The 14057-nt window shown below is 45.6% G+C and carries 11 protein-coding genes; 8 read left to right on the top strand and 3 right to left on the bottom strand.

Annotated features, from left to right (window positions below):
* Window positions 1-93 precede the first annotated feature (93 nt).
* The 8 genes from MED222_RS11125 to MED222_RS11160 all read left to right on the top strand — a co-directional run bounded on the left by MED222_RS11125 (window position 94) and on the right by MED222_RS11160 (window position 8083).
* Window positions 94-1611 (top strand): fumarate hydratase, encoded by a 1518-nt coding sequence (locus MED222_RS11125; RefSeq protein ID WP_009847029.1) that lies wholly within the window; start codon window positions 94-96, stop codon window positions 1609-1611.
* 164 nt (window positions 1612-1775) lie between these two features.
* Window positions 1776-1961 (top strand): hypothetical protein, encoded by a 186-nt coding sequence (locus MED222_RS11130; RefSeq protein WP_004734731.1) that lies wholly within the window; start codon window positions 1776-1778, stop codon window positions 1959-1961.
* Between the two features lie 211 nt (window positions 1962-2172).
* A complete protein-coding gene (locus MED222_RS11135) occupies window positions 2173-3546 on the top strand; it encodes a YcjX family protein (RefSeq protein ID WP_009847028.1) in 1374 nt (457 codons plus the stop codon).
* Between the two features lie 14 nt (window positions 3547-3560).
* Entirely contained in the window at window positions 3561-4613 is a 1053-nt protein-coding gene (locus tag MED222_RS11140; protein WP_009847027.1) for a YcjF family protein, read from the top strand.
* A gap of 187 nt (window positions 4614-4800) precedes the next feature.
* Window positions 4801-6345 (top strand): transcriptional regulator TyrR, encoded by a 1545-nt coding sequence (gene tyrR, locus MED222_RS11145; RefSeq protein ID WP_009847026.1) that lies wholly within the window; start codon window positions 4801-4803, stop codon window positions 6343-6345.
* Window positions 6346-6416: 71 nt separating this feature from the next.
* Window positions 6417-7004, top strand: coding sequence for a ribosomal protein S5-alanine N-acetyltransferase (gene rimJ, locus MED222_RS11150; protein WP_009847025.1), 588 nt, complete (start codon window positions 6417-6419; stop codon window positions 7002-7004).
* Between the two features lie 120 nt (window positions 7005-7124).
* Entirely contained in the window at window positions 7125-7598 is a 474-nt protein-coding gene (locus MED222_RS11155; RefSeq protein ID WP_009847024.1) for a DUF2947 domain-containing protein, read from the top strand.
* Between the two features lie 269 nt (window positions 7599-7867).
* A complete protein-coding gene (locus tag MED222_RS11160; protein WP_009847023.1) occupies window positions 7868-8083 on the top strand; it encodes a hypothetical protein in 216 nt (71 codons plus the stop codon).
* 172 nt (window positions 8084-8255) lie between these two features.
* Here the strand turns inward: MED222_RS11160 and MED222_RS11165 are convergent, their stop codons facing one another.
* The 3 genes from MED222_RS11165 to MED222_RS11175 form a co-directional block, all read right to left on the bottom strand.
* Entirely contained in the window at window positions 8256-11096 is a 2841-nt protein-coding gene (locus MED222_RS11165; RefSeq protein ID WP_009847022.1) for an Hsp70 family protein, read from the bottom strand.
* 138 nt (window positions 11097-11234) lie between these two features.
* Window positions 11235-13229 (bottom strand): Hsp70 family protein, encoded by a 1995-nt coding sequence (locus MED222_RS11170; RefSeq protein ID WP_009847021.1) that lies wholly within the window; start codon window positions 13227-13229, stop codon window positions 11235-11237.
* A complete protein-coding gene (locus MED222_RS11175; protein ID WP_009847020.1) occupies window positions 13229-13861 on the bottom strand; it encodes a DUF2760 domain-containing protein in 633 nt (210 codons plus the stop codon). The genes MED222_RS11170 and MED222_RS11175 overlap by 1 nt, the downstream gene beginning before the upstream one ends.
* Window positions 13862-14057 lie beyond the last annotated feature (196 nt).

Raw genomic sequence — 14057 nt, 5'->3', positions numbered from 1 at the left:
CAACATAATAAAAAGCTAAGCCAACTAATCCGGTTAGACAAAAACAGTCAAACCAAGACCCCACATGGAACCAGAACAATAAAGAGGCATGCAATGACGGTTATTCGTAAGCAAGATGTGATCAGCAGTGTCGCTGACGCACTTCAGTACATTTCTTATTATCACCCTTTAGACTTTGTCCAAGCCCTAGAAAAAGCGTACGAGAAAGAAGAGAGCCAAGCAGCTAAAGATGCTATTGCTCAGATTCTTATCAACTCACGCATGTCTGCGGAAGGCCATCGTCCAATTTGTCAGGATACGGGTATTGTTACTTGTTTCGTGAACATCGGTATGGATGTTAGGTGGGAAACGGATCAAACAGTACAACAGATGGTTGATGAAGGCGTTCGTCAAGCTTACAACAATCCAGATAACCCATTGCGTGCATCTGTCCTAATGGACCCTGCAGGTAAGCGTATTAATACCAAAGACAACACACCAGCGGTTGTTCACATTAATATGGTTCCAGGCAACAAAGTTGAAATTCAAATCGCGGCAAAAGGCGGCGGTTCTGAGAACAAAACCAAGATGGTAATGCTTAACCCTTCTGATGATATTGCAGAGTGGGTAGAGAAGACGCTACCAACAATGGGCGCGGGCTGGTGTCCACCGGGTATGCTAGGTATAGGTATTGGCGGTACGGCTGAGAAAGCCGCGGTACTCGCTAAAGAATCTCTGATGGAACACATCGATATCCAAGAGCTTATCGACAAAGGCCCAGAGAACGCAGAAGAAGAGCTTCGTTTAGATATCTTCAACCGTGTAAACAAACTGGGCATTGGCGCACAAGGTCTTGGCGGTCTAACGACTGTGGTTGACGTGAAAATCAAAACAGCACCAACGCACGCAGCCTCTAAGCCTGTTTGCTTGATCCCGAACTGTGCGGCAACGCGTCACGTACACTTCACTCTAGACGGCAGCGGCCCTGCAGAGCTAACACCACCTAAGTTAGAAGAGTGGCCAGATATAACTTGGGAAGCAGGCGCAAATACACGCCGTGTTAACCTTGATGAAATTACTAAAGAAGACGTTCAAGAGTGGAAGACCGGCGAAACGGTTCTTCTATCAGGCAAGATCTTAACGGGTCGTGATGCAGCGCATAAGCGTATTCAAGGCATGCTTGAAAGTGGTGAAGGTTTACCAGAAGGCGTCGACCTGAAAGGTAAGTTCATTTACTACGTTGGCCCTGTTGATGCTGTGGGTGATGAAGCGGTAGGTCCTGCTGGCCCGACAACGTCTACTCGTATGGATAAGTTCACCGACATGATGCTAGAAGAAACTGGCATTATGGGCATGATTGGTAAAGCAGAACGTGGCCCTGCGACCGTTGAATCAATCAAACAACATAAGTCAGTTTACCTAATGGCTGTTGGCGGCGCCGCTTATCTTGTTGCAAAAGCAATTAAGAAAGCACGTGTGGTTGCGTTTGAAGATCTCGGTATGGAAGCGATCTACGAGTTTGAAGTTGAAGATATGCCGGTAACGGTTGCGGTTGACTCTAATGGCGTGAACGCGCACCAGATCGGCCCTGACACGTGGAAAGTGAAAATTGCTGAAGCTGAAAAAGCATAATTAACCGACGCCAAAAAATTGTAATTGTCGCTAACTTCAGCGTTTGAATTGCAAATCTTGACAGAAAGTTGAAGACAAAAGTGCAGCATTATTTGCACTTTTGTCTTATTATCAATGATATAGTGATAAACACATAGTTTGATATAAGAACATAGGAGAGAGGAATGCCTCGTTTTATTCAGATCCTACAGATTATCTTGGCAGTGGTGATTGGTGCTTTTGTTGGTTACGACCTGATCTTGAAAGGGATCAGCATCTTTGATAATAAATACGTGACAATTACTTGTGCGCTTTGGCTAATTGCAGAGATTGCACTGTTTGTTATCTACAAGTTGATTGAAGACGATTAAACGTCGGATATCGCAGAAAAATTCTAAAGCCCCTGATTATGAATGTAGTCAGGGGCTTTTATTCATCTAGCATTAAGAATGTGTATTGCATACTTATCACTATTAGTAAAAGAACAAGCAAAAGCATACATACTATCCCAACAGGGAAAGAACATAGGCTTGCCTCTCTATTATCATAATCAGCTAGCCTAACTATCACGGAGTCGTTCAAATGAAACACCTAACTCAAGAAATGAGTGACTTTATAAGCAGAGGAACGGATTCTCACATTCGAGTAGCGGTTACGGGGCTTTCTCGTGCGGGTAAGACAGCATTCATTACTTCGCTGGTAAATCAGCTTCTTCATACGTCTACCCATAAAAATCTACCTCTACTTGCATCGGCGAGAGACGGCAGAATTATTGGCGCTAAACGCATCCCGCAACACAACATGATGATCCCACGCTTCTCTTATGATGAAGCGATGGAATCTTTGAATGCACAGCCACCAGAATGGCCGGTGCCAACGCGTGATGTCAGTGAGATTCGTCTAGCAATCAAATATAAGCCGGCTAAAGGCGCAAAGAAGCTGCTGAGCAAGAACAGCACCCTTTATCTCGATATTGTTGATTATCCGGGCGAATGGCTGCTTGATTTACCTTTGTTGGACATGGATTTTGATACTTGGAGTCAATCTCAATTTGCCGCGTTGAAAGGCGATAGAGAAACCTACTCGCAACAGTGGAACACAATACGTGGCGACATTGACTTGCTAGCCGAAGCAGAAGAAAAGAAACTGGTCGCGATTGCCGATAGCTATACTCAGTACCTTCATACTTGTAAGGATAACGGATTGCACTGGGTACAACCGGGTCGATTCGTATTGCCGGGTGAGCTTGAAGGCGCGCCTGTGCTGCAATTTTTCCCGTGTGCTGCTCCCGAGGGTAAGTTCTCAAAAACCAGCAACTATGCGGTTTTAAAAGCGCGTTATGAAGAGTATCAACAGAAAGTCGTAAAGGCGTTCTACAAGAATCACTTCGCCACGTTCGACAGACAAATCGTGCTGGTGGATTGCTTGCAGCCACTCAACGCGGGCTATGACTCTTTCATGGACATGCGTGGTGCGTTAGAACAGTTATTGAAGAGCTTTAAGTACGGGCGAAGCAATATGCTAAGACGCTTGTTTGCGCCGAAGATTGACAAGATCTTGTTTGCTGCCACTAAGGCTGATCACGTGACACCGGATCAACATCCGAACTTGGTATCGCTGTTACAGCAGATGGTACACCCTGCTTGGCAACAGGCGGCGTTTGAACACATCGACATGAGTTGCATGAGCATTGCGTCTATTCAAGCGACCAGCGCGGGTTATATCTCGTCAGGTTCAGACAATGTTCCGGCGTTGCAAGGTGTGACTTTGGATAATGTCCCTCAAACCATGTATCCGGGAGAGGTGCCGCGTAAACTGCCAAACAAACAGTATTGGGAAACCAACCAGTTTGATTTTACGAGCTTTAGGCCGATGGAGCAGCACTCTGACGAGCCTTGTCAGCATCTGAGAGTCGACAAGGTTTTAGAGTATCTCATTGGCGACAAGTTGAAGTAATTGAGGTAATCAAAATGAGTGAATTAAAAACGAAACAGGTCTTTGATGAACCTTTAAAGACCTCGTTCGATGAGCCGGATAAGAATGAAGTTACCCCAGATTTGGGTGCTCAAAAGTTATTCACGGAACAAGAGAAGTTTGTGCCCGTTGCACCACAAGTGGAAACCGACCTTGATGGAGACGCTGAGCTGCAATTGGAACAAGTGATTCGACCGAGCAAAAAGAAGAAGTGGTTTGGAACGGGCTTACTTGTCGCTTTCTCTGGCCTAGTCGGATGGCAGGCGATTGACTCTGTCATTACAGCTATTCAAACCGCTGACTGGCTAGCTTTAGGTTGGGCAGGTTTCATCGCTGCCATTGCTTCATTAGGTTTAGGCGCAATAGGCAAAGAGTTGTGGAAGTTGCGTTCGCTGAAAGATCATTTCAGTGTACAAGAGCAGAGTGAAGAGCTGTTACAAAGCCAGAGTGTTGGTAAAGGCAAAGCATTCTGTGAAAACATTGCCAAGCAGGGCGGTATTATTGCTGAGTCACCTTCGTACGATAAGTGGCGAAACAGCATTAACCCAGCACACAGTGATGCAGAAGTGTTGGATATGTACGATGCGTTGGTTGTTGCTCAGCAAGATAAAGTGGCGACTCAAATCGTCACTAAGTTCTCGACCGAATCGGCGGCTTTGGTTGCAGTGAGTCCATTGGCTGCTGCTGATATGTTGCTGGTGGCGTGGCGTAATTTCACCATGATAGACAAGCTTTCTGATGTGTATGGCATTGAACTGGGCTACTGGTCTCGAATTAAATTGTTCAAGTTGGTCTTAATCAACATGGCAGCGGCTGGTGCAAGTGAGCTGGCGATTGATGCGAGCATGGACTTAGTCTCGATGGATCTTGCAGGTAAAGTCTCAGCTCGAGCAGGGCAGGGGCTCGGTGTCGGCATCCTCACCGCGAGACTGGGCTTAAAAGCAATGACATTGCTGCGTCCTATGCCTTGGCATAATGAGCGAAAAGTAAAACTCTCCGACCTTCGCAAAGCCGTCCTTTCTGAAATAAAGCGCATTACCTTAAAGTAAAGCGAAGTGCTTAAAATTGAAATGTAGGAAATAAAGCGAATTACCTTCCTATAAAGTCTATATACACAAGGAAGTTGAGTAATTTGCGAGCGAAGAGTAAACATATGTTTACTCTTCTTCTTGACTGAACTTGGAGCTTAATTCACACTACTGTCAACTTATCCTGACACCTATAATAGGACTATTTGTGCGTCTTGAAGTATTGTGTGAAGACAGACTCGGCTTAACGCGTGAGTTGCTCGATATCTTGGCCTCAAAAAGCATTGATTTAAGAGGAATCGAAATTGATGTTAAAGGTATTATTTACCTAAATTGCCCGGATATTAATTTTGATGCTTTTAGTGAACTTATGGCTGAAATTCGCCGAATTTCAGGTGTTAAGGATGTACGTAAAATCCAGTTTATGCCAAGCGAAAGGCATAACACAGAACTGATTGCCCTGCTGGCAAACCTACCTGATCCTGTTATTGCGATTGACCTTAAAGGCTCAGTCGACATGGCAAACCACGCTGCATTGAACCTTTTCAACAAACAAGAAGAAGAAGTGATCGGTGAGCCACTAGCGACGTTCGTTCCTAGCTTCAACTTCGCTCGTTGGATTGAAGGCGATGTAACGCGTCACCGTGAAGTCGTGGTGCTAGATGGTCTAGATTTCTCTATTGAAATTCTGCCTATTTATCTAGGTGGTGATGTCAACGAGGCGGTACTGGCGAGTGCAGTAATGACGATTCGTTCTTGTAACCAAGAAATGAACGCGCCAGACGCCATCCCTGAACAGAATAACCTAGGTTTTGAACACTTTGTTGGTGTCTCTAATCGCCATAAAGCCTTGATCAGTCAAGCTAAGAAACTGGCTATGCTAGATCAACCTCTGCTTATTGAAGGGGATACAGGTACGGGTAAAGAGATGCTGGCGAAATCGTGTCATAACCGTTCAAATCGATCTTCTTTTCCATTTTTGATTCTAAGCTGTGCATCAATGCCTGATGACGTAGCAGAAACGGAATTGTTCGGACATGCACCGGGCTCATTCAACCATGAGCAAGGTCATAAAGGCATCTTTGAACAAGCGAATGGCGGTACGGTATTTTTAGATGAAATCGGCGAAATGAGCCCGCATCTACAAATCAAACTGCTGCGTTTCCTACAAGATGGTTCATTCCGTCGTGTTGGTGAAGAAGAAGAGATGCACGCGGATGTTCGTATTATCGCATCAACGCGCCATCGCCTTTCTGAATTAGCCGACTCGGGCTCGTTTCGTGAAGATCTGTTCTACCGCTTGAACGTACTGACTTTGTCGATTCCTGCTTTGCGTGAACGTTCAAACGATGTTGCGCCATTAATGGAGCTATTCGTTGCAAAGTACGCACAGCAGTTAGGTATGTTGAAACCAAAGTTGACTCAAGAACTAATCGACCAATTAGGTAACTACCAATGGCCGGGCAATATTCGTCAGTTAGACAACATGGTTCTACGTGCACTAACAGAGTTGGATTCAGATACGTTAACGGTTGAGCAATTCCACCTGCCACAGCTTGACACTATGACTGCTGGAATGGCGAACTTAAGCTTAGACGGTTCGCTTGACGAGATCATGAAAGACTATGAATCTCAGATTTTAGAGAAGCTTTATCAGTCTTTCCCATCAAGCCGTAAGCTTGCTAAACGTCTGAATGTTTCTCACACCTCAATAGCGAATAAGCTTCGTGATTACGGTATCAGAAAGAGTTGATGATATTAGACTGCTAAATTCGGTAAGAGTGAGGCGGTAACGTAAAAAGAGACAAAAATAAGAACAAAACTATGGAAGATTCGAGTACGCAGCAACGTATTGATAAACGTGATGGCAACCTAATTTTACGAACGGCTGAGATCTATGATGCGAGCATGATCAGTGAGTACTTTCAGGTGAACAGAGAGTACCTTAAGCCTTGGGAACCGACCCGAGAGGATGCGTTCTTTGACAGAGCGGATTGGGCTCAACGGCTGATTAAGTTAAACGAACTCCATAAATTGGGGCTAGGCTATTATTGCTTGTTGATTAATGCCGATTCAAATGAAATGTTAGGTACCATATCGTTCAGTAATTTGTCTCGTTTCCCGTTCTACGCTTGTAATGTCGGTTACTCATTGGCGCAAAGTGCACAGGGCCACGGTTACATGCGCAGAGGCTTGAGCATGGCTAAAGACTACATGTTTGATGTGCAGAACATGCACCGCTTAATGGCGGGCTATATGCCTCACAACGAACGAAGTGCGGGTGTATTAGAGCATCTTGGTTTTGTTCGAGAAGGTTTTGCCAAAGATTACCTACAGATTAACGGTAAATGGGAAGATCACGTGTTGACGGCACTGGTAAACCCAAACTGGCAAGATAAACGCTCCGTGTGAGTGTAAAACATTGAATTTAGATACAGCGGAGAACATAAATAAAATGAAGTCATCGCTGTATCGAAAGAACATATAGGCATGGTAAGCCCATAAGCCTGAGAAGATATTTGAGGAATTTTGATGTCATACACAACTTTGGACGAATACCAAAGAAAATGGATTTTTACTCACCAGTCAATGCCGTTGCCGGCAGAGGATTTGGAAAAGATTAAACCAATGACACAGGCGAGAGCATCTCAGTTCTGGAAAGAGAACGTGAGCCCTCAAAGCCCTGATGCGGAAAGACTAAGCTCGCAAGACTGGCCAAGCAAAGCATCGAACTGGAATGCAGAGATCAGCTGGATGGCAAATTGGGAAGCCGATGAGCCTGAAATGCCAGAAGAAATCCTTAACTTCATTGATTGGCAAGATGACGTAACTGTTTATTTTTGCTACGAAAAATACAATGTTCTTGAAACCAAATGGTCGGTTTTCAAGAAGCATTGGAAAAACTTTTTGTTCTACGATGATGGCCCTATCTTACTCGGTCGCCGTCGTTCAGAAGCACTTTGGTTTGCTACAAATGGTACGGTTAAAATTGGTAACCGTGCTTAAGTTCGGTGTGATTTAATCGAGCGAGTGTTGACGATCCGATCAACAGATAGACAGACAAAAAGCGAGCATTGAGCTCGCTTTTTTTATGCCTAACGATCTTCGAAGATCACCGGGAGGAAACGATTATTTTACCTCAGCTGAGGATGACTATTTTTACAGACATAGAGGCAGTTAAATTTCGAAATTGAGATCGCTATCTCATTGGGTTAGTTGAAGTTTTGTGTGTTTGAGCTATCTTAATATTACTGCCTTAGTGGAGGTGAAGTATTATGATTTGGGATACTCTCGAACGTGTAAATAAACTTCGCAAGGAAGCAATGGAAGATCCAGAGTTTTTGGATTCAGCAAAAATGCATGAGGAATGGCTTTTAAGCGAAACTCATAATCAATTGAACCAAGGAGCTAAAGAGAAGAAACCGAAAAAGTTATCTGATATTTATGAAAATACGGATTTTCCTATCAACCCAACAGGTACGAAACATTAACAATGATGAACTGCAATACGGCTAAGGCTCTTAACCAAGATGCGATAAGTCGACTAAACATACCAGCCTTAAGCCACCAATAAAAAAGCCACTTTCAACGAATCGAAAGTGGCTTTTTCTTTTCTCGTTAGCTTCTTTACTCATTAACAACTAAAGCTAATCGTTTTTAAACCTAGTTATTAATCAGGCTTAACCCGCTTGGTAATGCATCACCAAATACGCGTTTAGACTCGCTCTCAGAAAGTTCAGTGACTTCACTCACTAGCGTTAGCCATGAATCAGGTACCTTGCTTTGCTTTAATTTATCAAGAACTTGAGCACGGTAGTCATCAGAGATATCGAACTGTCGGTCACCTGTCTTGCGGCAAATCATCACTGCCGCGAAAGCTATCATCTGCTCTTTCTGCCAATTCTGGTCAAGCAGCTTTGGTAACCACTGTTCTGCTTGCTCTCTTGGAATGACGCTGTGTTGGCTTCCGTATAAAGGTGTACGAGACGCTAAGCGACCCAGAGCCCACCAGTGAGCCTGTTCGAACTGATTATGGTTAATTGCTTTGCTCAAGAACCATGTAGCCAATAGAACTTTATCTTCCACCTCGAGTTGCTCAAGGGACGCTGCCAATCTCACCATGGCTTCATAGCCATTGTCTTGCGCATCTTTCGCTGTCTTAGGGTTCTTCATTGCACCTGGGTGAAGGTACTTCGCGATATCAGCCAAGATGGTTTCTTGCTGTTCTTGATTCAGGCCACCCGCAACACGACGCCAGAATACCCACCAGTCCGTCCAACCTTGGTGGTTCTGGAACTGAATGTTTTGTTGGTAAAGGCCCCAAATTTGTTCGATACGCCATGAGTCAGTCGGATCGCCAAAGCCTGGACGCAGCGAGTAACCCGCCAAACGCAGCCAGTTCTTCTCGTGTGCTTCTGAACGACGACGGCGTTTACGACCTAATGAAAAGGTATCAAACAGATGGCGAAGGGTCGTGAAGTCCCATTCATCACGCTTACCGAGTCGCTTCTCAAGATCTTTCGATAGTGTTTTGATCTCTTTCGATTCAGCACTCTTCTTGTTGCCGCTGTACAGACGAGAAATCAATTCCTTACATTCATCCAGTCTTGGGTGAAGTTTAGCGGTATCAGACTCATCACCTTGCTTGTTTCTTACTTCAAATTCGAGCAACCAACGTTTAGAGTCATCTTCTGTACTCACACACTCCATTTTCAGTGTGCCGACTTCGGTTAATTGACACGCGAGCAATACTTCGACGCGTTCTTTTTGGTTGGCTTGGAGCTCTGCAGTACCTGAACCTTCCAGTGTAGAAATGTACGGCGGAAGAGGGGAGAACAAGTCAGCGTCGACATTGACCATCACACCATTTTGAATAGCGGTGTCATGAGCAATTTGATCGTGTGTTGAAGTCAGAAGATTAAATCGTACCGGTTCGCCTAAAGTCAGTGAGAAACGACGGCTGTTCAAGCGTATCTCTTGGCCTTCTTCTGTCCCTTTGGCAAGCAAACAAAGCGCTTTGCCCATCTTGTTCTTCTCTTGTAGATGCAAGAAGTAAGAACGAGCAGCGCCGCCACCGATTTTCAGTTGTGCACCACGGCGTGCTTTACCAAAAGCTACAGCACCAAGGGCTACAGACCAGTCGGGGTGAGGGTTATCTAAGACGGTGATTGGTGCACAGTTCCAATTACCAAGTAACTGAGTAATTCGCTTTGTTACCAGTTCACTGTTGAACACACCACCATTGAGTAGCACACCAACAGGAATTGCAGGTTTGGTATCATCAAACTCAACAGAGTCTGACTTTTCCAATGCGGCTTTAGATACTTGCTGGTGGGTCGCTAGGAATTCGGCAACGTGCTTACTTACAGCAGGGTCAGCAGCGTAGGGTAGGCCGAACTCAACCACCGCGCTACGTCGTTTGTCGGGTACTTCAGTAAACTCTGAAAGCGGGAAGAAACCTTCCAGAGCAATCTGATGAACTTCTTGTTTGGTTAAACCAATACTCTTGGTACCGCCAAGTAGCTTTGAACCGCTGCCCAGCATGGTGATCTTCACATCGTCTGGCGCATTAGCAGAAAGCAGGCTCTCTTTTGCGGCGCGAGTCTGTTGAATCAGTTTGGTTAGGCTCGAAGCATTCAGCTTTTTGTTTTGATTGAAGCGTTGCTCTGCAAGGTGGGCAAGGGCTAAATCTAGGTTATCACCCCCGAGCATCAAGTGTTCGCCAACGCCGATACGGTCGAGTGCGAGTTCTTGGTCATCGCCATTGTTTGAGTTGAAGCTTGCTTCGATCAAACTTAAATCGGTGGTACCACCGCCGACATCACACACTAGAATCAGCGGGATCTGTTGAAGTTCATCGGCTGCGGTTTGTTGATGACGGGCATACCAGTCATAACAAACGGCTTGCGGCTCTTCGAGTAACAGAATCTTACCTAAGCCAGCAAGTGCTGCCGCTTCGAGTGTCAGCTTACGTGCTGTCTCATCGAATGAAGCAGGAACGGTGACTACAACGTCTTGGTCTTCCAGCTTATTGCTTGGGTTGCGGTAGTTCCATGCTTGGCGAATGTGGTTGAGGTAGCTGGCGCTTGCCACAACCGGCGACACTTTATCGACATCAGACGCACCTGCCCAAGGCAGAATGTCGGAGTTACGATCAACGGCTTGGTGTGATAGCCAACTCTTGGCACTAGATACCTGACGGCCTTCAACTTTTGCGCCCAGTTCGCGCGCCCATTCACCTACGATGACGTTTTGAATATCGCCTGCAACTAAGCTTGGTTCCCACGGCATTGTCAGGTCAGAAGGGGAGATTTGACCTTGTGCTGGGTGGTAACGAAAGGATGGGAGTAGGGGCTTGCGAACCACTTCACCGGGGCCGATGAGTTGGTCAATATCGAAAAGAGAAACGGGAGCATGTTGTAGGTCGTCGTTGATTTCACAGTAAGCGACAACAGTATTGGTTGTGCCTAAGTCAATGCCGACTAAAAAACGAGGAGATGCCATACAAAACCTTATTCTGCCAAAGTGATGACCAGTTAATGGATAATCTTGGTCTTATTATTGTCTTTGGAATGCTTTTAATACAGGGCTAGGGAATCGCATTGATAAAGTAACGGCACCCGTTAAGGTGCCGTTGATTCATTATGCTTCTACGTTTGAGTCGTTATTCGAGTCTTCACGAACGTCGAACTCAACATGCCATTTCTGACCATTGTCAGTGGCAATCGCTTCTAGGTATAACGTGCCTAATTCAGTAACACGAGACGCCAAAGTCACCGGAACCACTTCACCTTCGCGACGACCTTCAGAAACAGGCAGTGTCACTTGGATTTCAGGAAGCTCATCAAGATCTTCTGGAGCCCAGTGATCAAGGTGCGTACCTGCTTGGTCTTCACGACGTGTTGTTGAACCGAAGAATTGGAAGTGTACTGGCTGGCCAATCACTAGACCAAACTCTTGACTCGGAACTTGAACGCTTGAGCCTTCTTCCATACCAAATGGTGCAACACACAGTGCTTCCATCGGAGGAGCCATACCTGGGATTGCTGGCATCGCGCTTTCAATTCCTACGTAGTAAGAAGAAGCGATACCACCGCGGATACGAACGCCTTGGCCACGACGAACTGCGCCGTAGTAAGAAGCGCCACTTGCAACCGCTAGGTCTAAGTCTAAGCCTGAAAGCTGTTTAGCGAATTCTGCGTCTGCATTAATTAGCCATTCATTGATCGTGTCTGAAAGACGCTCAGCAAGCAGGTTAGATTTTAGAACACCACCATTGAACAGTACCGCTGTTGGTTTGATGAAGTCTGCCGCTGGCGCTTCTGTACCGGGCATACCGGGCATGTTTGCAAACGGGTTGAAATCTTGTTGAGCGGCTTCGCTATTTCCAGAAAGCGCATTGGCTTGCTTAGAAAGGAATGCGGCAATATGACGAGTAATACCCGCATCTTGAGCGTAAGGGAGACCCATTTGAGTCAGTGCACCACGAGTTTTCTGTACTGGGTGATCCGTTACAGCGACTTGTGGGAAGAAGCCATCAACCAATGTTTGTTGTACTTCTTGCTGAGTCAGTTCTGTTTTTAGTGTTGCACCAAGTAGCTTAGAGCCACGGCTTGGAACAACGATCGGCACAGATTGAAGCTCAGCATCGTTTAGCAATGCTTCTTTCGCATCACGACAAGCGTGAGTCATCGCTTGAACCTGCCAAGGAGCAAGTTCTTTGCCTTCTTGAGCCAGTTTCATTTTCAGACGGTAAGCGAGCGCTAAGTCCATGTTGTCGCCGCCAAGTAGGATGTGTTCACCTACTGCAATACGGTTCAGACTTAGGTTGCCTTCATCTTGTGTTACTTCAACCAACGAAAGGTCAGTTGTACCACCACCGATATCAACAACAAGAACGATGTCACCAACGTTTACTTCATCACGCCATGTGTCGTTGCTGTTATCAATCCAGCTGTAAAGAGCTGCTTGTGGCTCTTCAAGAAGCGTTAGGTGAGTAAAACCAACATTACGCGCAGCTTCAGCCGTTAGGTCTCGAGCCGCAGGATCAAACGAAGCTGGAACGGTGATCGTTACATCTTGGTCTGCCAGTTTGTGTTCTGGGTTAGCGTGGTTCCAAGCATCTTTAAGGTGCTCAAGGTACAACTCAGTTGTCTTAAGCGGAGATACCTTTTCAACTTCTTCAGGGCTGCCTGCTGGAAGGAACGCATCACGACGGTTAACACCACCGTGGCATAGCCAAGATTTTGCACTTGCGACCAAACGGATAGGGGTTTTCGAACCTAGGTTACGAGCAATCGCACCGACTAGCGCTTTAGGTTCAGAAGACCAAGGAAGAACGCGAGAGCCCGCATTCATTTCATGTTCGTGCGGCTGGTATAGGAACGAGCCAAGTTGGCTGCGAGTTTCTACGGTACCTGGAGCCGTCAATTGAGGGATTGGCATCACCTCAACGCGAGCGTCTTCATTTGTTGTGTCGATGAAAGACAAAACACAGTGTGTAGTACCTAAATCGATACCGACACTGAACTTAGGCGCCTGATGTTGCTCTTGAGAAGATAGCTCTTGTGAATGCGTTTGCGGCGTATGTTCTTGAGAAGAAGACTCGTGCGATGATGGCTGAGTTTGGTGTTCCATTATAGCTCCACCTCTGCCGGTGCAATCACAGATGCATCGTAGTTCTCAGCAAGCTTAGGCAGGTTCATGTCAGTTGCTTTCCAACCTTTGTGAACCAATGTGCCATTGAACGGTGCATTTCCCGTTACGTTGCCTGTTAGGCGAATTTCTTGAGGGTTGAAACCTTCAACAACCGTGATGCGCGTTTCTTCATCTTCAGTACGGATGTGAGAAAGCGTCACGTAATCGGCTAACACTTTTTTACCGCCAGTGTGAATTACACGTGCTGCTGCGCCAACTTCTTCGTCAGAGAATGAAGTTAGGTCTTCTTTTAGGAAGTCAATTAAACGAGCTTCTTGCTGCATGATAGACAGTAGCTGCATTGCAGAATCTGTTGGTGCTGTTGCCAGCTTAGATTCAACTTCTACGATTTTTTCGATTACACGTTCAACTTCAACAACTTTCTCTACTTCGACAATTTTCTCAACTGGCTTTTCAACTTCAACGATCTTTTCTACTGGTTTTTCTACGACTTTCTCAACCACTTGGGTTTTACGAGAAACGGCAATAAGCAGTAGTAAAACGCTTGATGCAGTTAGGCCTGCGTGAAGCATATCAAACGTTTGTGGGATTAGGTTCAAATCAACGATCATAGTGATTTCTCTTTAAAATTGATTTAACGGTATATTCGTCGGTTTAAAGGAATATACAGATTGGAAAGAAACTCGGTAGCACGAGACTGAAACGGTCGCTTTCAAGCTATAAATATGGGTGGATACTAGCATATTCAAGGCTTAAGAGGTGTATTTAATGTTTTCAAACAAGTGGCTTTTTAGTGTGTTAGCTTGA

The organism is Vibrio sp. MED222, from assembly GCF_000153005.1.
GTDB classification, from domain to species: Bacteria; Pseudomonadota; Gammaproteobacteria; order Enterobacterales; family Vibrionaceae; genus Vibrio; species Vibrio tasmaniensis_A.
This window is presented reverse-complemented; position numbering and strand designations above follow the sequence as displayed.